Raw genomic sequence first — 24,299 nt, 5'->3', positions numbered from 1 at the left:
CGGCCTGCGGCAGCCGTACGTCATTTGTCGCGTCGTGCGTCGGGCAAACGCCAGGCCAAGTGGAGCCATAGGAGCGATTCGGAGTACCCGGCCATGGGCCTAGCGTCGGTCAGTGCCGACCGTCCTGGTCGGTTCGTGAGTCGATTCGTGAAATGAGGACGACATGAACTACACCGTCAGCGGTATGCGTCAGCCCCCGGAGGGATACGCCTGGAGCCGCTTCGGCCAGCCGGAATACACCGACTGGCTCGACGAGAGCCTCTCGTGGAAGGAAGCCTGCTACATCGGGGACTGGTCGTTCCTGTGGCAGCATCGCATCACGGGCCCGGACGCCCTCGCCCTCCTCGGTGACATCACCGTGAACAGCCTGGCCTCGTTCGCGATGGGGCAGTCGAAGCATGCCATCCACACCAACAAGGACGGCAAGGTCATACACGAGGGAATCCTGACCCGCTTCGGCGACGAGGAATTCGTGCTGCACGGACGTGGCGGTTTCTGGGTCGACCACTACCGGTCGCAGACCGACTACGACGTCAAGATCGAGCGCGAGGACTGGTTCATCCTCCAGGTCTCAGGCCCCAAGTCGATCAACGTCCTGGAGAAGGTGGCGGGGAACTCGAACCTGCGGGACACCGGCTTCATGCGGGTCAACACGATCACGGTCGCCGGACACGAGATCTGGGCCCTGCGCCAGGGCATGGCCGGAGAGATCGGTTTCGAACTTCAGGGGCCGATGGAATTCAAGCAGGACGTCTACGACCGCATCGTCGAGGCCGGTCAGGAGTTCGGGATCCGGAAGCTCGGGGCCCGGACCACCATGATCAACCATCTGGAGGCGTGTTTCCCGACGATCGCCACGGACTACATCCCGGCCATCTTCGACGAGGACATGGCGGACTACCGCAAGGTCTTCACAGCCTCCATGCCGGCGTTCGCCCAGCCCGCCTACATCGCCGGCTCCTACGACGGGACCGACATCAGCGACTACTACCGAAGCCCCGTCGAGCTGGGCTGGGGCCGCAACATCAAGTTCGACCACGACTTCCTCGGCCGTGAGGCGCTGGAGGCGGAGAAGGCCGATCCGCGCCGCGTCATACGGACCCTCGTGTGGAACAGTGACGACGTCGTGGACGTCTTCGCCTCGCTCTTCGGCAAGGGCGAGCACTACTCGTTCATGGACATGCCGCGCGACCAGCGCGGTTACATGTGGGCGGACAAAGTCACGCGTGGCGACGACCTCGTGGGCGTCGCCACATCCCGCGGGTACAGCTACTACTACCGGCAGATGCTGTCCCTGTGCACCATCGACGTCGCGCACAGCGAGCCGGGCACCGAGGTCGTCGTGCACTGGGGAACGCCTGACGGGCCGCAGAAGGCGGTTCGCGCAACTGTTGCTCCCGCCCCCTACAAGCCCGACAAGCGCCACGCGGACCTCCACCAGGCGTGATCATCCGAAAGACGAGAGCCGACACCATGCCCAACTCGTTCACTCTGACGTTCGCCTGCCAGGACCGCCCAGGAGTCGTCAGCCGCGTCACCACGGGTCTCCTGGCCATCGGCGGCAACATCCAGGACGCCCATCACTTCAATGACGGGATCTCCGACCGCTTCTTCTGCCGCATCGCGTTCGAGGTGCCGGCCGGAGTGCCCAAGACCTCTGTCGAGGAGAACGTCTCCGCGAGTCTCACCCCCCTGGACGCCATATGGTCGGTGCGGGGCAGGAACGAACGCATGCGGGTTCTGATCATGGCTTCGAAACTTGATCACTGCCTGACCGACCTGTTGTACCGGTGGCGCATCGGTGAACTGCCGATGGACATCGTCGGTGTGGTGTCCAACCACCCACAGGCTGTCTATCAGCACGTCGATTTCGGGGACATTCCCTTCCACCATCTGCCGGTGACGAAGGAGAGCAAGCCGGAGCAGGAGGCCAAGCTGCTCGCGCTGGTGGACGAGTACCGCGTCGAACTCGTGGTGCTGGCGCGGTACATGCAGATTCTGTCGGACGAGCTCGCGGGCCGTCTCGAGGGCAGGTGCATCAACATCCACCACTCGTTCCTGCCGGGGTTCAAGGGGGCCAAGCCCTACCACCAAGCCCACCAGCGTGGTGTGAAACTGATCGGCGCCACGGCCCACTACGTGACCGGCGACCTCGACGAGGGACCGATCATCGCCCAGGACGTGGAACCGGTCAGCCATCGGGACACCCCGGAGCAGCTGGTCCGCAAGGGCCGCGACATCGAACGGCGGGTACTGGCCCGGGCGGTGCTCCACCACGTCGAAGGGCGTGTGCTTCGCAACGGACGGACCAGCGTGGTGTTCTCGGACTGACCCGGTCCGGGTGATGTGACAGTCCGTCTCACGCGCCGCCCCTCCCGGTGCGCCGGCCTCCCGGATCTCTAGGGAGCCACCAGCCCTTCCCGGACAGCCACCAGCGCAGCTTGGGTGCGCGAGCTGAGACCCAGCTTGGCCAGCAGCTTGCTGACATGGGTACGTGCGGTTCGCTCGCTGATCGCCAACCGGTCGGCGATCGCACGGTTCGACAAGCCGCCGCCGACGAGGCGGAGGACCTCGCGTTCCCGGGCGCTGAGGGATCCCAGACCGGCGGACGGGGTGACAAGCCGCTGGGTGAGCCTGCGCGCGATGGCCGTGTCCAGGAAGACCTCGTCCCTCTGCGAGGCCCTGATCGCCGCCTCCACCTCGTCGGACGAGGCGTCTTTGAGTACGTACCCGGACACACCATGAGCCAGCGCGGCGTGGACGCGTTCCATCTCCGTGAAGCTGGTCAGGACGACCGTTCGGACCGCAGGATGGCGCTCGGCCAGCACAGCCGCCGTCTGGACCCCGTCCAGCCGCGGCATGTGCAGGTCGAGGAGTACGACATCGGGAAGTTCACCGTAAGCGCTCATCGCGTCAAGCTTCTCCAGCGCCTCCTGTCCGTCCGCTGCCTCACCGATCAAGGTGATGTCGTCAACGAACTCCAGGAAGCTCGCGATCCCCCGGCGGACCACCGCGTGGTCGTCGACGACGAAAACGGTGATGTCCTTCGTCCGCTCACTCATGCGCTGTCCTCCCGCTCCTTGTCCGTCCGGCCGGACGCCGTCGGCAACTCGACCCGTACTCGCGTACCCGATCCCGCGTGCGCCGCTGTCAGGAAGACTCCGCCGCCCCATCTGCTCGCTCTGTCGCGCATGGAGACCAGGCCGAATCCGTTGCTCCCGACGGCCCCGACGGCCGACACCCCTCGCCCGTCGTCGCTCACGTCGATCCGTACGACGCCCCGCTCGCGGTCGACCTCCGCGACCACTCGGACGATCGTGGGCGCCGCGTGTTTGACCGCATTGTGCAGGGCCTCGCTGACAATCCGGTACATGTCTTCGCGCAGGTCGGCGTCCCCCACGCCCTCGTCCAGCAAGGCCTCGATGTCCAGATCGACCGTCACGTCGTACCGGCGTTCGATGCCTTCGGCGAGGGCGTTGAGTGCCGGCAGCAGACCGAGCTTCGCCGACACCGGCGGCTGAAGGGCCAGAATGACGCCGCGAAGATCACGCTGCACGGAGTCGACGAGATCGGTCAGCTCCATGGCCACGGTCGCGAGGCGTTCTTCGTACGGACCGGAGAGGCGACGCGCGATGCCCTGGAGGGCCTTGGCCTGCATCCCGATGGAGAAGACGTGCTGCACGACCGAGTCATGGAGTTCCCGAGCCAGCCGTGCGCGCTCCTCACTGCGTGCGGACAGACGACCTTGATGAATGAGGGTGGCGTAGTCCACGGCCAGTGCCGCCTGTTCGGCCATGGAATGCAGGAAGTCCAGCATGACGGGAGTCGCCTGGAAGCCCGACGCAACGTAGACGTTGAGCGCTCCGAGTGCCTTTCCCCGTGACAGCAGCGGAGTGCTGACGAAGTCGTCCCAGTCCAGTTGGGACACGTACGCGTGCAGTGGCTCCCAGGCGGGGTCGGCGAGCATCTGGGCCCGGCGCCCCGGCACCACATATTGCTTGCGCTCGCTCATGCTCCGGTGGGTGGCCAGATCGGCGCCCCGGTCACGTGATGCCATGAGTAGATCGAAGAAACGTTCCACGTCGGCAAAGCCGGCAGCACCCATGAGGCGCAGCCCGTCCCCCTGCGGGGCGAAGGTCATGATCTGTGTACCCGCGACCCCGTGCGAGCGTTGGACCTCGACAGCCATGGCCTCGAGCACCTTCTCCAGCGAGCTGTCCGACGCCACGGTTGCGGCGGTGCGCGCGAGGGCCGATACCCGCCGATGCTGGTGCTGCTGTTCTGTGACGTCGCGGAAGCTGACGGCGGTGACGATGCCGTCGCGGCACATGTCGATGCGGACGCCCTCGGTGTAGGCCAGCCGGCGGGGGCCCCGGGCGCCGGCCGACCACACGCACACGGCTTCGGCTGGTTCCTCGCGCCGTTCGGAGCCCACACCGACCGGGTTCCGCAGCTGGAAGGGGGCGGGCAGCCCGGTCAGATCGTGTTGCGGCCGGTGCATGATGCAGGCTCCGCTCCGGTTGACCCATCGGATCGAACCGTCGGTGCCCACGAGCGCGATGCCGGTCGAGATCCCATCGAACAGGGACTCCCAGTCGTTCGGGCGCAAGTGTGACCGCGGAGAAACGGAGCCGACCATGAGCATGTTCCCTTCCGCTGCGCAGCGGGAAACCGTTGTCATTTCTGAGTGATCGGCAGGTGCAGAGCGCCGAAAGCTCCCTCGGGAACCGCTGGAGTGTTCGGCCGGACGGGGCGGATACGGCGATAACCGTTCCCCTGGGCAGGGCGAGGATCTGTGTCCCCGACGTTGGGCCAGAAGGACATGGCACGCTCGGCCTGGGCGGTAATGGTGAGGGACGGGTTCACACCGAGGTTCGCCGAGACGGCCGAGCCGTCGACGACGTGGATGCCCGGGTACCCGTAGAGGCGGTGGTAGGGATCGATGACTCCGTGGTCGGCGTCCTCACCGATCGCGCAGCCCCCGAGGAAGTGGGCTGTCATCGGCATTCCCGTCAGTTCTCCGATGTTGCTCGCGGCGAATCCGTTGATCTCCTCGGCCAGCAGCGCAGCGATCTCGGTCGCTTCGGCGATCTGCGTCGGATTGGGGGTCCCTTCGCCCTGTCGGGCTTTGAGAGTCCCTTTGCCGATGCCCGAGGGCTTCACGAAGGTGGTCAGTGAGTTGTCGAACGTCTGCATGACCAAACCCAGGATGCTGAGTTCGGACCAACGGCGGACGGACAGGGAGCGCACGGCATCCACGGGGTGCCGGGCGCAGTGCGCGGCCCAGGCCAGGGTGCGCGGTAGGCGCGGGTTGTAGGGGACTTGCAGGACGGACATCCCGGCCAGGGCATTCGAGCCGCGTCCGTATCGCACGACTTCGACATGGGTGGTTTCGTTCGGGTGCACCGAGGAGGTGATGGCGACACCGCGGGTGAAGTCCGGGGCGTGCCCATGGCGCCTGCGGTAGCGTCCGGGCGAGGTCTGCGCGCTGACCAGGGCTTCGGAGTTCGTCCGCGTAAGGACGCCCAGCCGGTCGGACATGCGCGGCAGTCGCCCGGTCGACCGCATGGTGTGCAGCAGTGTCTGCGTGCCGTATGTGCCGGCCGCGATGACAACCTGGCGGGCGCGGAACGTCCGGTCGTGGGACTTGCCTCGTCTGTTCGTGGGGCGTGTCAGAACCAGGTAGCCGCCGGTGCCGTCTTCGCCGAGTTCGGTGACCGTCGTCAGGGGATGGACGACAGCACCGGCCCGTTCGGCCAGGTAGAGGTAGTTCTCGTTCAAGGTGTTCTTGGCGCCGTAACGGCAGCCGGTCATGCATTCACCGCATTCGATGCAGGCCCGCCGGGCCGGGCCGGCCCCACCGAAGTAGGGATCGGCCACCTCGGCACCAGGGTCGGTCTTGACGGTCTCGTCGCCGTCCTGGCCGTCGCCGAAGAAGACACCCACCGGAGTCGGGTGGTAGGTGTCGGCGATGCCCATTCGCTCTGCAGCCGCCTTCAGATGCACGTCCGCCGGAGTGGTCGACGGGTTGAGCCGGGCGCCCAGCATCCTGCGCGCCTGCTGGTAGTACGGCGCCAACTCCGTCTTCCAGTCGGTGATGTGGCTCCACTGGCGGTCCTCGAAGAAGGCCGACGGAGGCTCATAGAGGGTGTTGCCATAGTTCAGAGAGCCTCCACCGACGCCTGCCCCCGCCATGACCATGACCTTGCCCAGCACATGAATGCGCTGAAGGCCGTAGAGCCCGAGCTTGGGGGCCCACAGATAGTCCCGCACATGCCAGGAGTTCTTCGGCAGGGTGTCCTTGGTGAACCGACGGCCCGCCTCCAGCACGGCGACCTTGTAACCCTTCTCGCTCAGGCGGAGTGCGGAGACTGATCCGCCGAATCCGGATCCGATGACAACGACGTCGTAGTCATACTGCATGGTACGAATCTCCTCGAAAATGAACGGCTCAGCGCAGCCGAAAAGTCTTCATCGCGCCCAGCACCCTGCTCATCAGCGCCGCATGGCTCGCGTCGTCCATGCCGCGCGAGGGGCCAAGCGGAATCAGACGCTGAGTCGCGACCGTCTGGGCCTCGGTGTACCTGAGGATGCCCTCGGCGCCGTTCCGGCGGCCGAGCCCCGAGTCGCCCATGCCTCCGTGCGGTGCCTGCACACTTCCGTACGCGGCGGCATAGGCTTCGTTGACATTGACGGAGCCGGTACGGAGACGGCCGGCGAGGATGCCCGCCCGCCGGGTATCCCGGCCCCAGACACTGGAGTTGAGGCCGTACGACGTGGCGTTGGCGAGCGCCAAGGCTTCGCCCTCGTCGGCGAATCGGTACACCGAGACGACGGGACCGAACGTCTCCTCGCCGTACACCGCCATCGACGGCTGCACGCCGTCCAGGACGGTCGGCTCGTAGAAGTACGGCCCGACGTCCGGACGATGGTGACCACCTGCCAGCACGGTCGCGCCCTTCGCGACCGCCTCGTCCACGTGGCGTGTTACGGCTTCCAACTGCCGGGGTCCGGCCAAAGAGCCGATATGGGCTCCGTAGCCGAGACCTGAGCCGAGGGAAAGCGCCTTGGTACGCGCCAGGAATCGGTCGAGGAAGGCATCGGCCACCGACTCGTGGACGTACAGCCGCTCCACGGACTCACACAACTGGCCGGCTGATGTGAAGCAGGCTCGCACGGCCCCTTCCGCTGCCCTGTCCAGGTCGGCGTCCTCCAGGACGAGCAGCGCGTTCTTCCCGCCGAGTTCCAGGGACACTCCGACGAGACGGTCGGCGGCCTGCTTCGCCACCAGTCGGCCTGTGGCGGTGGAGCCAGTGAAAGTGACGTGGTCTGCGTGGGCGATCACGGCGCCGCCGACGACGGGGCCGTCGCCGAGGACGATCTGCCACACGCCCTCGGGCAGCCCTGCCTCGACCAGGCGCTCCCGAGCCCACAGAACGGTCAGCGCCGTCTGTGTGTCGGGCTTCGTCACGACCGCGTTGCCGGCGGCGAAGGCGGGCAACGCGTCGCCGACGGCGAGAGCGAGCGGGTAGTTCCACGGCACGATCTGCCCGACCACCCCCTTGGCCCTGCGCAGCTCGACCACGCGGGTGAGCATCGGCACCACCCCACGATGGCGGCGAGGCTTCAGGTAGGCGGCGGCCCGACGACCGTAGTGGCGCGCGGTACCCAGAGCACCTTGGATCTCCTCGTGCGCGTGCAGGCGGGTTTTGCCCGTCTCCACCTGGATCAGGTCGAGGACCTCGTCCTGCGCGTCCAGTACGAGGTCGTGGAACCGGAGCAGCACCTCGGCCCGCCGCGCGACAGGAGTCGCAGCCCATGCCTCCTGGGCGTCTCGCGCCCGCCTGAATGCCGCGGTGACGTCTGCGGGGCTGGACTCGGGCAGTTCGGCGAGCGGCTCCCCGGTGAGTGGAGTGCGGGTCGACGCACGGCCAGTACCGATCACGTCCCGGGTGAGCCGGGCGATCAGGGCGGGTGTCACCACGTCTGCCGCGGTCCGCGGACCAGTGGGAGCCACTGGGTTCCCGTCGGTCGAAACAACCGCCATGGTCACTCTCTTTTCCATCGATGAATGGCCGCACAACGCACTTTCGCGACCGCACGCCGTGTGGAGACGATCGTGAGCACTGGGGCACGGCAAGTCATTGGTCGGGTCAGCCAAACCCGAGCCCGCAGATGTTTGTTTTGCACAACCGACAGCTGAGTCGGGCACGCTTTCACGGCAGCTCGCGGGTGCTGTTGCGGGTCAGCCGTGAGTTGCCTGGTGCACAGATGTGAACCGTGGCACTGCGCCCGGGGCCGACAGCCGCTTCACCGAAGAGCTGTCGTCCGCGTACGGCCAACAGGTCCATGTCGTCCGAGGCCGCGGTGAAGGGCTGTGTGTGCCGGAAAGGCAGGCAGCCTGCGCGTGGCCGTCAGGCACTCAGCCCGGCCGGCCGGGAGCAGGGCCGGCACCCGAGGCTGGGCACGAGGCGAACACCTTTGCGAGCCGCAGGGCTGTGTGGGTTTCCAGGGTGCGGTCGGTAGCGGAACGGCCGAGGAGGTCCTCCGCGCGCCGAAGCCGATACACCACGGTGTTTCGGTGGACGTACAGCGCTTCGGCGGCTCGGGCGATGCTGCCGCCGTGGTCCAGGTAGCTGAGGAGGGTTTGCCGAAGATCGGTGGTCGCGCGGTCCGGGGCGGCAAGAGGGCCCAGTTCCTCGTCGATGAACCACCGGCCGCGTTCGGGATCCTCGGTGAGCAGCGCGGCGAGCGCGACGTCGTCGTACACGGTGACCTGCTCAGGCCGCCCGGTGAGGCGGGCGACCCGGTAGGCGTCGAGTGCGGCGAGATGGGTGCGGCGGAATCCGTCCCTGCCGGGTGCCGGGCGGCCTACGGCGATCCCGACGTCGTTCGCGATGCCCCGCAGGGTCTGCGGAAGGCCGTCCGGGAGGCGCGGGCCGGAGCCGGGTGAAGTGGCCCAGGCCCACAGCGTGCTGCGGTCGGTGTCAAGGGTCAGCAGTGCGGGATTCCCCAGGGCGGCGGCGACCTCACGCAGGGCCTGCGCAAGGTCACCGTGAGGATCCGGCGAGCTGCCGGCGCTTTCCAGCCAGAGAATCAGGCCGAGATGATGGCCTGTGAGGTCGGTGCCGAGCGTGCGCCGGGCCGCGTCCACGTCGACCGGATCGCCATTGATGACAGAGGTGATCATGATGCGCTGGTCCGCAATGCGCTGGGCGAGGAGCCGCTGGCGCTGAGTGAAGTAGTCGGCGATGACCGCGTCCACAGAGGCATCGAAGAACTCGTTCACCACCTCCGTCACCTCACGTACGAGTTGCCCGCGCTCGGCGGCGGGCTGGTGCCCGTCGGCCAGGTCGAGGAGCGATCCCGACCAGTGCCGTCGGATCAGCCGCAGGCCCTGGACGATCCTTTGGAAGGGGACTCCCGCTTTGGCCAGATAGGTGTTGATCGCGACCTCGTCGGCATTGAGTGCGAACGGTCGGCTCTGCCCGTGCAGAGCCAGCAACAAGTCCAATCCTGTCTGCTCGATCGCGGGCGCCAGCCGCGGGAGCAGCGCGGCCTTGTGCTCCTCGGCGACCTCGGCCAGCACTTGGGTCAGCCCCTGGGCGGCCAGTGCCACGGCCCAGCGCACTGGTTGGTCACCGACCACCTCGACGACGGATGCGATCATGCCCGGTTCGCTCGCCGGGACGGTCGCCGTCCCGGTCGGAGCCGTGAGCCCCGCGACGAGTCGTGGGGTGAGTCGGACTCTGGCCGCTGCAGTCATACGGTCATTGTACAAAATCCACAATCGAGGCTGGACCTTTGGCTGACCAGCCCAATGACGTTCCGGGCCCTCGCGCCGACGATCAAAACGTACTGCCCGTCCTGCGCAGAAGGAATGATCATGACGTCCACGACGCCGCCGAAGTCGTCGGCTCGGCCCGAGCCCGAGGCCCCTTACAACCAGTTCCTGGATGGTCCGTTCGCCCCGGTTGACCAGGAAATCACCGTTCACGACCTCAAGGTCACGGGAACGATCCCGCCGGAGCTGAACGGCCGTCTCCTGCGTGTCGGCCCGAACCCGATCGACCCCGAAGACCCCATCACGTACAACTGGTTCTCCGGCAACGGCATGGTGCACGGCGTCCGGCTGCGCGAGGGGCGCGCCGAGTGGTACCGCAACCGTTTCGTGCGCGATGACCAAGTCGTCGTGAGTCGAGGCTGGCCCGAGACCCCCGGCCCCCGGGAGTCCGCCCCCGGCCCGCGTTATGCGCGCAACAACCACGGAAACACGCACACGTTCGCGCAGGGCGGCCACACGTTCGCCTTCGCTGAGGGGGGCACGCTGCCCTTCGAGCTGAGCTACGAGCTCGACACCATCGCCCGCTCCAACTTCGAGGGCACTCTGAATGGGGCGTGGACCGGTCACCCGCACCGTGACCCCGTCACCGGCGAACTGCACGGCATCGCGTACCGCTGGGACTGGAACTACGCCCAGTACCTGGTCCTCGACACCAACGGCAAGATCCGCAAGTCCGTGGACATTCCCCTTGAGGGCCGGCCGATCATCCACGACATGGCCCTCAGCGCGCGGTACGTCCTCTTCTTCAACGGTTCGGTCCAGGCTCACCCCGGCATGCTGGAGCGCGGATACGACTTCCCGTACGCATGGGACTTCGACCACCGTCCGGCCTGGGGGCTCCTGCCTCGGGAGGGTACGGCGGATCAGGTCGTATGGTGCGAGACCGAGCCGACCAGCGTCTTCCACATCCTCGGCGCGTTCGACCTGCCCGACGGCCGGGTCGCCGTGGACGGAATCAGCTACGAGAAGCTCTTCCAGACGGACACCACCGGGCCCACCGAGTCGCCCTCCCGGCTCGACCGCTACATCCTCGACCCGGCCACCGGCCGCTGCACGGTGGAGCGCCTGAGCGACACCCAACCGGAGATGCCACGTCTGGACGAACGTCTGATCGGCGTCGCGGAGCACCGCTACGGCTACTTCAGCAGCCGCAGCAAGGAAGCCGGCAGCATGCTGCTCAAGCAGGACCTGGACAAGCGCACCCATGAGTCGTACAGGTACGGCCCGGGCCGCTTCGGCATGGAGGCCGTCTTCGTCCCGCGCACGGCCGACGCCGCCGAGGACGACGGCTGGCTGATGACCTACGTCTCGGACCTGGCCGACAACAGCGCCGAGGTCGTCATCCTGCACGCGCAGGATCTGGCAGGCGGGCCGGTCGCCCGCGTTCACATCCCGCAGCGGGTGCCGCTGGGCTTCCACGGGAACTGGGTTCCCGACGAGGACATCGAGAAGAGCCAGGCATGACGTCCGCAGACCGATACAAATACGAATACGCCGAGGTAATTCGCAATACCCCGGCTGAGGTCACCCCAGAACTCATTCTGGGCATGTGGGAGCTGTTCGCCCTCGCTCACCAAGTCCGTGGCCACCAAGCTCCGGTCATCGAACGCGACCTCGCGTATGGCTCGGACCCACGGCACCGCCTGGACGTCCACACGAGCCGAGCTCTTCAGGACCCGGCCCCCGTGCTGGTGTTCGTACAGGGCGGCGGCTTCGTAGCGGGGGACAAGCACACGCCGGGCATGCCGTACTACGATCACATCGGCCGTTGGGCGGTCGACCGGGGCATCATCGGCGTCACCGTCAACTACCGGCTGGCCCCGGAGCACACCTTCCCGGCCGGCGCCGAGGATGTGGCGGCGGCCGTCGACTGGGTGCGCACGAACATCGCGGCGCATGGAGGCGATCCCCGGCGAATCGTGCTGGCCGGACACTCCGCCGGTGCCGCTCACGTCGCCGGATACCTGGCCGGACACGGGGGTGCGAAGCCCGACGTGGCCGCCGCCGCCCTGCTGTCCGGGATCTACGACCTGCGCGAGGCCGAGAAGAACGAGCTGCTGAGCGCGTACTTCGGCTCCGATCCCCTGGCGTACACCGCCCGGGAAGCGCTGCCTTCCCTGCGCACCTGCGGGATCCCGCTGCTGGCCGCCGTAGCGGAACTGGATCCGCCGCTCTTCCAGGCACAGGCCGAGGCCGTGCAGGACGCGGCCAGTGTCTTCGTACGGGTCGGCGGACACAACCACATCTCCGAGATCGTCTCGCTGGGTGTCGACGACGGCCCGCTCGGTCAGCCGCTTCTGCGGTTCGTCGAGCAACACACCGCAAGGAGCGCCGCATGACCGCCGAAAAACTGCTCAGGGCCCCGGTTCTGGTGGGCGGCGAGGAACTCCCCACCGCATACGCACCCGTGCTGAACCCGGCCCGTATCTCGGAGACCGTCGGCGAATACGCCCTGGGAGGCGCCCGGGAGGTCGACCTGGCCGTGTCCGCCGCTGTGTCCGCCTTCCCGGCCTGGGCGGCGCTGGCCGTCGGTGAGCGGGCCGCCTACCTGCTCAAGGCCGCCGACGCCATCGAGGCCGAACTCGGCGACCTGGCCGTGCTCATCACCCGCGAGACCGGCAAGGTGCTGCACGACTCGCGCGGTGACGCAGTGGGAGCGCCCAAGCTGCTGCGGCAGTTCGCCGCCCTGGCCGACGACCTGGCCACCGCCTCGGAACGCCCCGCGGCGCTGCCGCGGCCGGGCCGGGCGGTGACACGGTACGTACCGATGGGACCCGTCGGGGTCATCGCGCCTTGGAACACACCGGTCTACCTCGCTTTCAACTCCATCGCCCCGGCCCTCATCGCGGGCAACACTGTCGTCGTCAAGCCGCCGGAGGAGGCCCCGCTGGCGCTGAGCCGGGCCGTGGCACTGCTCGCGGACGCGTTGCCGCCCGGCGTCGTCAGCAGTGTCCCGGGACTGGGCACCGAAGCGGGCGCCGCGCTCTCCGCGCACCCGGCTGTCCGCAGGATGATCTTCACCGGCTCCGTCGCCACCGGCACAGCGGTGATGCGCGCCGCCGCCCCGACCCTCAAGAGCCTCACCATGGAGCTCGGCGGCAACGACGCGGCGCTCGTGCTGCACGATGCCGAGATCGACGACACCATGCTGCGCGAGATGGTGGCCGGCGTCTTCGGCGCGAGTGGGCAGATCTGCTACAACATCAAACGGATCTACGTCCATTCCAGCCGTTTCACCGAATTCGCGGACCGCTTCACGGAAATGGTGTCTCGCATCCGGGTGGGTGACGGCCTGGATCCCCGTTCGACTTTCGGTCCCGTCACCACCCGCGCCCAGTACGACCGCGTTCTCGCCTTGCGGGAGGAGACCGCCGCCTCTGGCGCCAAGGTGGCCACCGTCGGCGAAAGGCTGGACCCCGACAGCTGGGAGGACGGCTACTTCATCCTGCCCAGCGTCGTGACAGGGGCCGCCCCGGACGCCCGTGTCGTCGCCGAGGAACAGTTCGGGCCGATCATCCCGATCCTGCCTTTCGACGACGAGGAAGAGGCTGTTCGGCTGGCCAACGCCACCGAGTACGGCCTCGCCGCCTCCGTCTGGTCGGCCGACACCGACCGCGCCTGGGCCCTGGCCTGCCGTCTGGAGGCCGGCAGCGCCTTCGTCAATGTGCACCGGGTGGGCGCCTCCCCGGCGTCGGTGCCGTTCGGCGGCTTCAAGCACAGCGGCATCGGCCGCACCCACGGCCTGGAGTCGGTGTTCGACTGCATGGAACTGCAGGCCGTCGTGGAGTACGACGACCCGTCCTTCCTGCCGGGCACCGACCACTGGAACACACTGCTGGAGGCACGCGATGTCTGACAACACGCGGGGCCACCTGCGCATCGCCACCGAGGAGGCCTTCGCCCCACCCGAACTCATCGCCCTCTACCGGGACATGCTCGAGCGCGGTACGGCTTCGCACGGCGATCCCGGTTTCCAGAGCCTCATGGGCTTCTACACCGGTCACGGCAGCGAGCGCACGAAGTTCGTCTTCGACCGTCTCCAGGACCTGGGCGCGGCACGCATCGCCGATATGGACGCCACCGGAATCGACCGCCAGGTCATCTCCCTGACCTCGCCGGGCACCCAGATCCTGGGCACCGGGGACGCCGTCGCCATGGCCACGCTCGCCAACGACCAGCTGGCCGAGGCCGTACGACGTCATCCGGACCGCTTCAGCGGCCTGACCGCCATCGCTCCGCAGGACCCGGAACATGCGGCCAAGGAGATCGAACGAGGCCACCGGGAGCTCGGTCTGAAGGGTGTGATCATCAACTCCCACACCCAGGGCGAGTACCTGGACGATCCGAAGTTCTGGGCGATCTTCGAGGCGGCGGAAGCCCTAGAGACACCGGTCTACCTTCACCCCAACACCCCGTCTCCGCGCATGATCGGCCCGCTGCTGGACGCGGGCCTGGACGGCGCGATCTACGGCTTCGGCGTCGAAACCGGCATGCATCTCCTGCGGATCGTCACCGCCGGTGTCTTCGACCGCTTTCCGCGCCTGAAGATGGTCGTCGGTCACTTGGGCGAGGCACTGCCGTTCTGGCTCTACCGACTCGACTACATGCACGGCGCGACCGTCCGGGCGGGCCGCTACCCCTTCATGAAGCCGCTGAAGCGCAAGGTCAGCGACTACCTGCGGGAGAACGTCTGGGTGACCACCAGCGGCATGCCCTGGGCCCCGGCCATCATGTTCTGCCGTGAGGTGCTGGGTCCCGAGCGGGTGCTGTACGCGATGGACTACCCGTACCAATACGCCCCCGAAGAGGTCACAGCCCAGGACGACCTCCCCCTGTCACCGGCCGATCTCAAGGCCTTCTACCAGACGACCGCCGAAAACCTGTTCCACCTGTAGGAACCTCAGCTCGCCCTGGCGGCTCGCCGACCGGAAGAGCATCGGTGCGCCGCCTTTCGGCCAGGAAGGAAGCAACCGATGGAACGTGCTCGCTTCACGGAGGAACACGAACTCTTCCGGACCGGTGTACGGGAGTTCGTCAACCGTGAGATCACGCCCGCTCTGGCGAACTGGGAGCAGCAAGGGCGGATCGACCCGCAGCTGTGGCGGGCAGCCGGGAAACAGGGTCTGCTGGGACTGACAGTGCCTGAGGAATACGGTGGCGAGGGGTGCAGCGACTACCGGTTCCGCTGTGTGGTGATGGACGAACTCGCCGAGGCGGCCGCGGCTTCGGTGAACGTGGCGCTCGGCGGGTTCGACGACCTCGTGGCCCCCTATCTGGTCGACCTGGGCACCGAGGAGCAGAAGCGGCGCTGGCTGCCCGGGCTGTGCTCGGGAGAGCGGACCGCTGCCATCGCGATGACCGAACCCGACGCCGGCAGCGATCTCCGGGGGATCCGCACCACTGCCGTGCGCGACGGAGACCACTGGGTTCTCAATGGCGCCAAGACATTCATCACCGGCGGCGGACACGCGGGGCTGGTCATCGTGGTCGCCCGGACGCACCCCGAGGCCGGCAGCAGGGGATTCAGCCTGCTGGTCGTCGAGGAAGGAATGCCGGGCTTCACCCGGGGCCAGGCCCTGGACAAGCTCGGACAGCGCGCGGAGGACGTATCGGAACTGTTCTTCGACGACGTCCACGTGCCGGTGACCAACCTGTTGGGCAATGAGGGCGGCGGCTTCGGGCACCTGATGGAACGGCTGCCGAGGGAGCGGATGTCGATCGCCTACTACGCCCTCACCACCGCCGAAGCGGCTCTGCGCTGGACCGTTGACCATGTCAAGAGCCGCCGAGCCTTCGGTCAGCCGATCGCGGAGTTCCAGAACACCAAGTTCACCCTCGCCGAGATCGTCACCGAGCTGGAGGTCACCCGCGCCTACCTGGACCAATGTGTCGACGCGCTGACCGCCGGCACACTGTCCGCGACGGACGCCGCGAAGGCGAAGTGGTGGGCGACCGAGCTGCAGCAGCGGGTGATCAGCCGATGCCTCCAACTGCACGGCGGTTACGGCTACATGCGGGAGTACCCCATCGCCCGCGCGTTCGTCGATGCCCGCGTGAGCACCATCTACGGTGGCACCACCGAAATCATGAAGGAGATCATCGGCCGTCACGTCATCGCCTGACCTGACGCTCAGTCACAGAGAGCCGGCATCTCTTCGCCGGGCCACCCGACTCTCGGTCGAGTCGGGTGGCCCGGCGCGTGCAAGGTGGGTTCCGTCCGAACCTCACCCGTGCCGCCGCCGAGCCGGACGACCCCGACGCGCGCGGCGTTCCGCGGCTCGTCAGGGCGGCCGGCGTCGGCCGCAGTCTGTGGTCGAGCACGGTCAAGGCAGGCGGACCACCCGGCCGTCGCGGGCACTGGACCGCGCGGCGTCCAGGACTGTGGCAGTGGCCACCGCGTCCCAGGGATCGACGGGAACAGGTCCCTCACCGCGGACCGCCGCGGCGAAGGCGGTATAGAACAGGTCCCACCGGCCACGGGCCGAGGCAACGGGCTCGACAGTGTCTCCGCGCCGCACCCGGCCCCAGAGGTCTTCGGGCTCGATCCCCCAGCTGTCGCCCTCTGATTGCGGGGTCGCCCCGGCCATCAGCGGGCGGTCCTGGCTGTCCCTGTGTTCAATGACGAAGGTGCCCGTGGTCCCGGTGACGCGCAGGCTGGGTCCCGGGGCACCCTGCCGCCAGCTGCCCCACAGATGGGACTGCACCCCGTTGCGGTGGGTCAGGGCCACAAAGACGTCGTCGTCGAGTCCGTCCTCGTCCTCGCGGTGGTGCATCTCCGCGTAGACCCGCTCCACTGGGCCGGACAACACCAGAGCCTGATCGACGAGATGGCTGCCGAAGTCGACGAGAGTGCCACCGCCGGCGGCAGGAGCACCTGCCTCGGGCCGGAAGACCTCGAACCGGGACTCGTAGCGGAGCACAGTGCCGATCTCTCCGCTGTCCAGCAGCGTCCGCAGAGTGAGGAAGTTGGAGTCCCACCGGCGGTTCTGATACACCGTCAACGGACGGCCTTGTTTCTCCGCGAACTCGACGGTCGCACGCGCCGAGGCCGCGTCGAGTGCGAACGGCTTGTCGCAGACGACGGCCAGGCCCAGTTCCAGCGCCTGCCGCACCAAAGGGACGTGGGTGGCCGCAGGCGTAGAGACGACGACCGCCTCGGCGCCGGCGCGGGCCAGGTCCTCCAGCGAGTCGAAGGCCGGCCGACTCACGTCGTGGGCGACCTGTGCTCGGCGCTCGGGCGACGCGGTGACCACGCCCAGGAACTCATACTCCGGAGCGGTAGCGAGCAACGGGGCGTGAAAGACGCGACCGCCGAAACCGTATCCGACCAGCCCGATGCGCACGGGGGTGTCCAAGAGAACTCCTCTGTCTTCTTCTGTCTTCTTCTGTCTTCTTCGAAGGCAGGAACGTGGTCTGGTCCGCCGGGCCGGCGTGTCGGTGTGCCCGCCCCATGGGGGGCCGATGAGTGGCGAGGCCACCGCCAAGACGCGACAGCGGACATCTTCGGAAACGTAGGCTCGTCGTCCACAACCCGGGACACCCTCATTTGTGACTGCGTTGTCATGACTGCGCAGTCATATCTACGCACCAGGAGGAAGAGTGTCAAGACTTCGCGCAACATCCCTGTAATCCGGTCTTGGCGTAGGGGCTGCGCTTGCGTACGTGTCGTAGCGCGTGCGGGAGACAGACACCTGTCGGAGACACCGGAGTCCAAGATCGTGAAGGGCGTGCAGCGCACGATGGCGGGGCGCTCCTGCGGGGAGGAGCCGAGAGCTGCCGACCATGACATCGATTCGATGTTAATATCGATTCGATGTGCGCCGTGAGACGATGGCTCCATGCTCGAACTCGCCATCCTGGGGTTCCTCGCCGAAAGCCCCCTGCCGGGTCATGAACTGCGCCGCCGTGTCTCCCACCTGACCGGCTACACCCGTCCGGTCAGCGACGGCAGTCTCTACCCGGCCATCAACCGCCTGGCCAAGGCGGGCCTGCTGGAACGCCGGGCCGACCCGCGCGCGGGCGCCGCCCGCTATGTACTGAGCCTGACCGAGGCCGGCCGCGCCGACACGCTGGAGCGCCTGCGCAAGCCCGCCGAGCACGAGATCACCGACCACACCCGCTTCTACACGGTGCTGTCCTTCCTCTCACTGCTCCCCGACCTCGCCGAACAGCACGCGGTGCTGCGCCGGCGCCTCGCCTTCCTGGAGGAGCCGGCGAGCTTCTTCTACGACGGGGAGCGGCCGATGCGCGCCGAGGAGGTCACCGACCCCTACCGGCGCGGCATGCTCCTGACCGCCCGCGCGACCAGCCGCGCCGAACGCACCTGGCTCCGCGAAGTGCTGGGCGAACAGCCGCCCGCGTAATCCTGAAAGGCACCGGAGGTACTTCCATGCTCGCGTCCTGGTACGAAGAACAGGGCCCCGCCGCCGTCCTGCACGTCGGTGAGTTGCCCGACCCCCAGGCCGGCCCCGGCGAGGTCCGCGTCCGCGTGACCGTCTCCGGGATCAATCCCGGAGACACCAAGAAGCGGCGCGGCTGGCTGGGCTCCTCGATGCCCTACCCCCGCGTGATCCCGCACAGCGACGCCGCCGGCGTCATCGATGCGGTGGGCGAGGGAGTCGACGCCCGCCGCGTCGGGCAGCGGGTATGGGTCTACGGCGCCCAGTCCTACCGTGCCTTCGGTACCGCCGCCCAGTACACCGTCGTACCCGACCAGCAGGCCGTCCGGCTCCCCGGCCACCTCGGCGACGAGCTGGGCGCGAGCCTCGGGATCCCCGGGATCACCGCCCACCGCGCGGTGTTCGCCGACGGCCCGGTCGACGGCCGACTCGTGCTCGTGCACGGGGTACTCGGCGGCGTCGGCTCCCTGGCTGCCCAACTCGCCCGCTGGGGTGGCGCCACCGTGATCGGCACGGTCCGCCGCACCAGCGATCTGGACGGCGTCGCCCCCGCTGTCGTCTCCCACGCCGTCGCACTGGACTCCGGGGACCCGGCGGCGGCGATCCGCTCGTACGCGCCCGACGGCGTGCACCGCGTCGTCGAGGTGTCCCTGTCGGCCAACGCCGACCTGGACAACGCGGTCACCGCGCTCGACGCCGTCATCGCCGCCTACGGAACCCAAGCGGACCGCACCGAACTCCCCTTCTGGCCCCTGCTGTTCAACAACGTCACCCTGCGTCTGCTGGGCAGCGACGACTTCCCGGCCGCGGCGAAGCGACAGGCCGCCCGCGACCTCACCGCAGCGGCCGCGGCCGGTGCCCTCACCGTCGACATCGCCGACCGCTTCCCGCTGACGGACATCGCCGAGGCCCACGACCGCGTGGACGCGGGCGCACGCGGCCGGGTGCTGATCACCGTCAGCCCCTGACCAGCACATCGCCGGTCACCGGTCGCCGTGCCACAAGGACGAGAGGCATGGGTACCGGGGTACTAACCGCACCCCGACGGTTCGGTCCCACAGGAGGCAGGGAGCGCGAGAAACCGCCCCTAGCTTGAGATCAAGGGTCGATCGACCCCGCGCACTCACGTAACGATCTCTTCTCCTGTGGGAGTAATCCGTGGCCACCCTTCTGTACCGACTGGGACGGCTCGCCTTTCGGCGACGACGCATCGTCCTCATGTTGTGGATCGCCGTCCTGGCCGCCGTGGGCATGGGCGCCATGAGTTCCACCGGCAAGACCTCGGACAGCTTCACGCTGCCCGGCACCCAGTCCCAGAAAGCCATCGACCTGCTGGGCGAGGAGTTCCCGCAGGCATCCGCCGGCGGCGCCTCCGCCCGGGTCGTTTTCGAAGCACCCGACGGGCAGCAGCTGACCGCCACTGCCCACAAGGCGGCGGTGGAGTCGCTGGTGGCGAAGCTGGAGAAGTCGCCGCAGGTGGCGAGTGTCTCCGACCCCTTCACCAGCGGACAGGTCAGCAAGGACGGCACCATCGGCTACGCCGGGGTGACGTACAAGGTCGCCCAGGCCGACGTCAGTGACGCCGCGCACGACGTCCAGACCGCTGTCGTGGAGCAGGGCGAGAAGGCCGGCATCACGGTGAGCCTGGGCGGCGACGCCGTCGCCGACACAGCCGCCGGCAAGGCCGGCGAGCTGATCGGTCTCGGCGTCGCGGCCGTCGCCCTGATGATCACCTTCGGTTCGCTGATCGCCGCCGGGCTGCCCCTGCTCACCGCGATCCTCGGCGTGGGCGCGGCCATCCTGTCGATCACCGTCGCCACCCAGTTCTTCGACATCGCCTCCCAGACGTCCGCGCTGGCGCTGATGCTGGGCCTGGCCGTCGCCATCGACTACGCCCTGTTCATCGTGTCCCGCTACCGCAACGAGATCCGCGACGGGCACGACCCGGAAGAGGCCTGCGGACGGGCCCTGGGCACCGCCGGCTCCGCGGTCGTCTTCGCCGGCCTGACCGTGATCATCGCCCTGGCCGGACTGAGCGTCATCGGCATCCAGATGCTCACCTCCATGGGCCTGGGCTCCGCCTTCGCCGTCGCCGTCGCCGTGGTGATCGCGCTGACCCTGCTACCCGCGCTGCTCGGCTTCGCCGGCCTGCGGATCATGAAGGGCAAACTGCTGTCCCGCCGTATGAAGGCCCTGGAGCGCGGCGAGGGCGAGTCGATGGGCGTGCGCTGGGCGAAGCTCGTCACCCGCAACCCCGTCAAGGTCCTCGCCGTCTCGGTGATCGGCCTGGGACTGCTGGCCATCCCCGCCATGTCACTGCGCCTGACCCTGCCCGACGACTCCATGAAGCCTCCCGCCAGCACCCAGCGCCTCGCCTACGACACCCTCAGCAAGGGCTTCGGACCGGGCTTCAACGGCCCGCTGACCGTGGTCGTCGACGCCCGCAACAGTGACGACCCCAAGGCCGCCGCCGCGGACGCGACCGCGATGCTCGGCAAGCTGGACGACGTCGCCTCGGTCCGCGACGCCGCCTTCAACGAGGCAAGTGACGTCGCCATCATCGGCGTCGTCCCGGAGAGCTCCCCGACCAGTCAGGCCACCAAGGACCTGGTCGCCGACATCCGCGACCACAGCACCGCGCTGCAGAAGGACACCGGCGCCTTCCTGATGGTCACCGGCACCACCGCCGTCAACATCGACGTCTCGACCAAGCTCGCCCAGGCCCTCATCCCCTACCTCGCCATCGTCGTCGGCCTGGCCCTGATCCTGCTCCTGCTGGTCTTCCGCTCGATCCTGATCCCGCTCAAGGCCGCCCTCGGCTTCCTGCTCACCATCGCCTCCACCCTCGGCGTCCTGGTCGCCGTCTTCCAGTGGGGCTGGCTCGCGGATGTCTTCGGCGTCGACCAGACGGCGCCCATCGTCAGCGTGCTGCCCATCCTGCTGATCGGCGTCGTCTTCGGCCTCGCCATGGACTACGAGGTCTTCCTCGTCACCCGGATGCGGGAGGAGTACGTCCACGGCGCCACCCCCACACAGGCCGTCATCGGAGGCTTCCGGCACAGCGGCCGGGTGGTCACCGCCGCCGCGGTCATCATGATCGCCGTCTTCTCCGGGTTCCTCCTCGACGACGCCGCACTGATCAAGTCGGTCGGCCTGGGACTCGCCTCCGCCGTCCTCTTCGACGCCTTCGTGGTCCGCATGACCATCGTCCCGGCGGTGCTGACCCTGCTCGGCCACCGCGCCTGGGCCCTGCCCGCATGGCTCGACCGTGCCATGCCCAACGTGGACGTCGAGGGCGAGAAGCTGCGCCACACGCTGGACGCCGACAGCACGAGCACCGCACCCGAACCCGTACTCGTCGGCGTGGGCGCCGGGGTCCACCAGGGCTCGGGCAGCTACAGCGCCCCGCAGGCCTTCACGAGCGGCTCCGGCTCCGATGCCCCGGACACGGCCACGTTCACGTCGCCGCTGCCCCGGCACCACCGCGGCAGGCCCCGCGGACTGTCCGGGCTCCGGCAGCGCGGCGCGGACGACCGCGGCGCCGAGACCCTCGCGGACACGGACGCCGGGAGCAACGCGGCCTCGGACAGCGGCCTCACCGGCGTGGACAGCCCCGGCGACACGGAGACATCGAGCCGTCGTACAACGCTCCGCAACAAGAAGCTGGGACTGTCCAAGTTCAAGCAGCGGCTCGCACGATCCGGTGACGCCACCCGGCCCGCCGACACGACCGAGCCGAAGGCCGGCGCGATGAAGGGGATAGGGAAGAAGATGTTCCGCAGGCGCTGACAGAAGCGAGCCGCAGCGACAGCTGCCGACCACCGCCGACCCACAATCGGAACGGCCGCCTCCCATCGGCCGGCTCCCCGGCCCCGCCCGCCGGTCCAATCCCCCAGGACCGGCGGGCGGCCCCCGACCCGTGAAGGACCCCCGTGACCGTACCGAGCGCCCCCGCTTCCCGCCCGGACGACGACCGGACCCTGGAGACCCTGGCCGGCGATTCCGTGATCGCCTCGGTGGCCTACCGGCTGGCAGCGCTGCGGCGGGCCGACCGGGCCCACCCCAAGGTCCGGCACTGGGGTGTTCCGGTCTTCTGCGCCGCGCTCGGCGCCAACTCCTACCTCAACCCCTACAACACCGGCGACATCCCGGCGCAGGTGGCACTCATGGCCGCCTTCGCCGTCCCGCTCCTGTGGCGGGAGCGCCGGCCCATGCTCGTCTTCGCCCTCACCACCGCCGTCTCCGTGGTGGCCCTCCCGCTGGGGGTGATGACCGGCTCCGAGTCCGCGCGCGTCGTGGCGATCTTCAACGTCGGCCGCCATTGCTCGCCACGCCAACTGGCCCTCGCCGTCGGTGTCACCACCGCGCAGCTCGTCGCGTGGGCTGCCGTGTTCGCCGGGCGCCAGCTGGAGTACGCCACACGACCGGAGGTCGTGACCACACTGGCGATGACCGCGATGGCGGCGTTCGCCGCGCTCGGTCTGCTGAGCCGACTGGCCGGCGCCTACATCGACGCCCTGAAGAAGGAACGCGACCAACAGGCCCGCCTCGCCACCGCGCAGGAACGCGCCCGCGTCTCCCGCGAGATGCACGACATCCTCGGCCACACCCTCTCGGTCATCGTCGGCCTCGCCGACGGCGCCGCCGCCCTCGCCGAGACGAAACCGGAACGCGGCGCCCAGACACTCCGCATCATCAGCGCCAGCGGACGCGACGCCCTGGCCGAACTGCGCCGCCTGCTCGCCGTCATCGGCGAGGACAACGAGGGAGCGGGCGACGCGCCGCTCGCCCCACAGCCCGGTCTGACCGACCTCGACTCACTGCTGGAGCGCGTCCGTGCGGCGGGCCCCACCGTCACCCTGGACACCCACGGCGACCTCACACGCCTGCCACCGGGTCTGCAGTTGTCCGTCTACCGCATCGTCCAGGAGGCCCTGACCAACACCGTCAAGTACGCCGCCTCCGACACCTCGGTCCGCGTGTCCCTCACCTCCGGCCCGGAGGCCCTCCACGTCACCGTGGAGGACGACGGACCGCACCGTACTCCGGGAACCCGTCGTCGCCGATCCGGGGGCGGTCGTGGCCTGGTCGGCATGCGTGAACGCGTCGCCCTGTACAAGGGCACCGTCACCGCGGGCCCCAACTCCCGCGGGGGCTGGACCGTCCACGCGTTCCTCGTCCCCAACCCGCCCTCCCCCACCTTCTCGGCCTCGCACGAGCAGGGGGAACCCCCATCCTCCCCGGAGCACCGCTCATGACCACAGTTCTCATCGTCGACGACCAGGCCCTGCAGCGCATGGGCTTCAACATGCTCCTGGAGGCCCAGCCCCAGATGACCGTCGTCGGTGAGGCCACCAACGGTGCCGAAGCGGTCCGTATGACCGCCGAACTGCGTCCCGACGTCGTCCTGATGGACGTACGCATGCCCGGCATGGACGGCATCGAGGCCACCCGGCGCATCGTCGAGTCGGGCGGCCGCTCCCGCATCCTGGTGCTCACCACCTTCGACCTCGACGAATACGCCTACGACGCCCTCCGCGCCGGAGCCAGCGGTTTCCTGCTCAAGGACGCACTTCCCGAGGAACTCGTCGCCGGCGTCCGCGCGGTGGCCGCCGGCGACGCCGTCATCTCACCCGGTCTCACCCGCAAACTCATCGACACCTTCGGCGACCGCCTCCCCGGCCACTCACCGCAGCAGCAACGCCGACTCGACGAACTCACCCAGCGCGAACACGAAGTCCTCACCTGCATCGCCAGTGGCTGGACCAACACGGAGATCGCCGAACGCCTCCACCTCGCCGAATCCACCGTCAAGTCCCACATCGGCCGCATCCTCACCAAGATCGACGCCCGCGACCGCGTCCAAGCCGTGATCTTCGCCTACGACACCGGACTCGTCCGCCCGGCCTGACCCACCCCGCCCCGCTCACCCCGCTCACCCCGCTCGCCCGGCTCGTCCGATGCCCGGGCCATCTCCCCACGTCCTCACCCGTGTTCACCGCTACGTCCCCGAAGCCAGACCACCTCGGCAGCACCGCAGTCGAGCATCCGCAACG

The 24,299-nt window shown here is 68.5% G+C and carries 17 protein-coding genes and 1 pseudogene; 12 read left to right on the top strand and 6 right to left on the bottom strand.

The features are described 5' to 3' along the window. Positions 1–163 precede the first annotated feature (163 nt). Together ABZ725_RS32510 and purU are read left to right on the top strand one after the other, a co-directional pair. The gene (locus ABZ725_RS32510; protein WP_358806063.1) at positions 164–1,447 is read left to right on the top strand and encodes a hypothetical protein; all 1,284 of its coding nucleotides are present in this window, start codon (positions 164–166) and stop codon (positions 1,445–1,447) included. A gap of 26 nt (positions 1,448–1,473) precedes the next feature. Then, positions 1,474–2,331: a formyltetrahydrofolate deformylase gene (gene purU, locus ABZ725_RS32505; protein ID WP_358806062.1), complete on the top strand. Its 858-nt coding sequence runs from the start codon at positions 1,474–1,476 to the stop codon at positions 2,329–2,331. 68 nt (positions 2,332–2,399) lie between these two features. On the opposite strand, the gene ABZ725_RS32500 is transcribed toward purU, so the two are convergent. The 5 genes from ABZ725_RS32500 to ABZ725_RS32480 all read right to left on the bottom strand — a co-directional run bounded on the left by ABZ725_RS32500 (position 2,400) and on the right by ABZ725_RS32480 (position 9,619). Beyond that, on the bottom strand, positions 2,400–3,062 hold the full coding sequence (locus ABZ725_RS32500) for a response regulator transcription factor (RefSeq protein ID WP_358806061.1): 663 nt from the start codon (positions 3,060–3,062) through the stop codon (positions 2,400–2,402). After that, a complete protein-coding gene (locus ABZ725_RS32495; RefSeq protein WP_358806060.1) occupies positions 3,059–4,501 on the bottom strand; it encodes a GAF domain-containing sensor histidine kinase in 1,443 nt (480 codons plus the stop codon). Before ABZ725_RS32495 ends, ABZ725_RS32500 begins: the two co-directional genes overlap by 4 nt. A 176-nt stretch (positions 4,502–4,677) precedes the next feature. Continuing rightward, the gene (locus ABZ725_RS32490) at positions 4,678–6,423 is read right to left on the bottom strand and encodes a GMC family oxidoreductase (protein ID WP_358806059.1); all 1,746 of its coding nucleotides are present in this window, start codon (positions 6,421–6,423) and stop codon (positions 4,678–4,680) included. 28 nt (positions 6,424–6,451) lie between these two features. Then, the gene (locus ABZ725_RS32485) at positions 6,452–8,065 is read right to left on the bottom strand and encodes a succinic semialdehyde dehydrogenase (protein WP_358806058.1); all 1,614 of its coding nucleotides are present in this window, start codon (positions 8,063–8,065) and stop codon (positions 6,452–6,454) included. Between the two features lie 357 nt (positions 8,066–8,422). After that, positions 8,423–9,619, bottom strand: coding sequence for a helix-turn-helix domain-containing protein (locus ABZ725_RS32480; RefSeq protein WP_358806057.1), 1,197 nt, complete (start codon positions 9,617–9,619; stop codon positions 8,423–8,425). A gap of 267 nt (positions 9,620–9,886) precedes the next feature. Here ABZ725_RS32480 and ABZ725_RS32475 point away from each other — a divergent pair, with 267 nt between their 5' ends. From ABZ725_RS32475 to ABZ725_RS32455, 5 genes are all read left to right on the top strand, one after another. Continuing rightward, positions 9,887–11,308, top strand: coding sequence for a carotenoid oxygenase family protein (locus ABZ725_RS32475; RefSeq protein WP_358806056.1), 1,422 nt, complete (start codon positions 9,887–9,889; stop codon positions 11,306–11,308). After that, entirely contained in the window at positions 11,305–12,183 is an 879-nt protein-coding gene (locus ABZ725_RS32470) for an alpha/beta hydrolase (RefSeq protein ID WP_358806055.1), read from the top strand. The genes ABZ725_RS32475 and ABZ725_RS32470 overlap by 4 nt, the downstream gene beginning before the upstream one ends. Then, positions 12,180–13,700 carry an aldehyde dehydrogenase family protein gene (locus tag ABZ725_RS32465; RefSeq protein ID WP_358806054.1) on the top strand — a complete coding sequence of 507 codons (1,521 nt, stop codon included), beginning with the start codon at positions 12,180–12,182 and terminating at the stop codon, positions 13,698–13,700. The genes ABZ725_RS32470 and ABZ725_RS32465 overlap by 4 nt, the downstream gene beginning before the upstream one ends. Then, complete coding sequence (locus ABZ725_RS32460) at positions 13,693–14,739, top strand: amidohydrolase family protein (RefSeq protein WP_351915122.1); 1,047 nt, start codon at positions 13,693–13,695, stop codon at positions 14,737–14,739. The genes ABZ725_RS32465 and ABZ725_RS32460 overlap by 8 nt, the downstream gene beginning before the upstream one ends. 78 nt (positions 14,740–14,817) lie before the next feature. Then, on the top strand, positions 14,818–15,966 hold the full coding sequence (locus tag ABZ725_RS32455) for an acyl-CoA dehydrogenase family protein (protein WP_358806053.1): 1,149 nt from the start codon (positions 14,818–14,820) through the stop codon (positions 15,964–15,966). A gap of 201 nt (positions 15,967–16,167) precedes the next feature. Here ABZ725_RS32455 and ABZ725_RS32450 read toward each other — a convergent pair whose 3' ends face one another. Continuing rightward, complete coding sequence (locus ABZ725_RS32450) at positions 16,168–17,199, bottom strand: Gfo/Idh/MocA family oxidoreductase (protein WP_358806052.1); 1,032 nt, start codon at positions 17,197–17,199, stop codon at positions 16,168–16,170. Between the two features lie 483 nt (positions 17,200–17,682). Here ABZ725_RS32450 and ABZ725_RS32445 point away from each other — a divergent pair, with 483 nt between their 5' ends. From ABZ725_RS32445 to ABZ725_RS32425, 5 genes and pseudogenes are all read left to right on the top strand, one after another. Then, entirely contained in the window at positions 17,683–18,207 is a 525-nt protein-coding gene (locus ABZ725_RS32445; protein WP_358806051.1) for a PadR family transcriptional regulator, read from the top strand. Positions 18,208–18,233: 26 nt separating this feature from the next. Beyond that, entirely contained in the window at positions 18,234–19,211 is a 978-nt protein-coding gene (locus ABZ725_RS32440; RefSeq protein ID WP_358806050.1) for an NADPH:quinone reductase, read from the top strand. Between the two features lie 190 nt (positions 19,212–19,401). Beyond that, positions 19,402–21,555 (top strand): annotated as a pseudogene (locus ABZ725_RS32435) (MMPL family transporter); the annotation flags it as partial. A 620-nt stretch (positions 21,556–22,175) separates the two neighbouring features. Beyond that, positions 22,176–23,501, top strand: a complete 1,326-nt coding sequence (locus ABZ725_RS32430) for a histidine kinase (RefSeq protein WP_358806049.1) — start codon at positions 22,176–22,178, stop codon at positions 23,499–23,501. Next, a complete protein-coding gene (locus ABZ725_RS32425) occupies positions 23,498–24,154 on the top strand; it encodes a response regulator transcription factor (RefSeq protein WP_358806048.1) in 657 nt (218 codons plus the stop codon). The genes ABZ725_RS32430 and ABZ725_RS32425 overlap by 4 nt, the downstream gene beginning before the upstream one ends. The last annotated feature ends 145 nt before the right edge of the window (positions 24,155–24,299 follow it).

Origin of the sequence: Streptomyces sp. NPDC006872 (assembly GCF_040635845.1) — a bacterium.
GTDB lineage: Bacteria > Actinomycetota > Actinomycetes > Streptomycetales > Streptomycetaceae > Streptomyces.
Note: the sequence above shows the minus strand (reverse complement) of the source record. Positions and strands in the feature narration are given on the sequence as shown.

Excerpts from the sequence above, each read along its gene's own strand:
- ABZ725_RS32490 (WP_358806059.1), bottom strand. The coding sequence starts at position 6,423 with ATGCAGTATGACTACGACGTCGTTGTCATCGGATCCGGATTCGGCGGA.
- ABZ725_RS32495 (WP_358806060.1), bottom strand. The coding sequence starts at position 4,501 with ATGCACCGGCCGCAACACGATCTGACCGGGCTGCCCGCCCCCTTCCAG.
- ABZ725_RS32440 (WP_358806050.1), top strand. The coding sequence starts at position 18,234 with ATGCTCGCGTCCTGGTACGAAGAACAGGGCCCCGCCGCCGTCCTGCAC.
- purU (WP_358806062.1), top strand. The coding sequence starts at position 1,474 with ATGCCCAACTCGTTCACTCTGACGTTCGCCTGCCAGGACCGCCCAGGA.
- ABZ725_RS32460 (WP_351915122.1), top strand. The coding sequence starts at position 13,693 with ATGTCTGACAACACGCGGGGCCACCTGCGCATCGCCACCGAGGAGGCC.
- ABZ725_RS32470 (WP_358806055.1), top strand. The coding sequence starts at position 11,305 with ATGACGTCCGCAGACCGATACAAATACGAATACGCCGAGGTAATTCGC.
- ABZ725_RS32455 (WP_358806053.1), top strand. The coding sequence starts at position 14,818 with ATGGAACGTGCTCGCTTCACGGAGGAACACGAACTCTTCCGGACCGGT.
- ABZ725_RS32510 (WP_358806063.1), top strand. The coding sequence starts at position 164 with ATGAACTACACCGTCAGCGGTATGCGTCAGCCCCCGGAGGGATACGCC.
- ABZ725_RS32475 (WP_358806056.1), top strand. The coding sequence starts at position 9,887 with ATGACGTCCACGACGCCGCCGAAGTCGTCGGCTCGGCCCGAGCCCGAG.
- ABZ725_RS32485 (WP_358806058.1), bottom strand. The coding sequence starts at position 8,065 with ATGGAAAAGAGAGTGACCATGGCGGTTGTTTCGACCGACGGGAACCCA.
- ABZ725_RS32500 (WP_358806061.1), bottom strand. The coding sequence starts at position 3,062 with ATGAGTGAGCGGACGAAGGACATCACCGTTTTCGTCGTCGACGACCAC.
- ABZ725_RS32425 (WP_358806048.1), top strand. The coding sequence starts at position 23,498 with ATGACCACAGTTCTCATCGTCGACGACCAGGCCCTGCAGCGCATGGGC.
- ABZ725_RS32445 (WP_358806051.1), top strand. The coding sequence starts at position 17,683 with ATGCTCGAACTCGCCATCCTGGGGTTCCTCGCCGAAAGCCCCCTGCCG.
- ABZ725_RS32465 (WP_358806054.1), top strand. The coding sequence starts at position 12,180 with ATGACCGCCGAAAAACTGCTCAGGGCCCCGGTTCTGGTGGGCGGCGAG.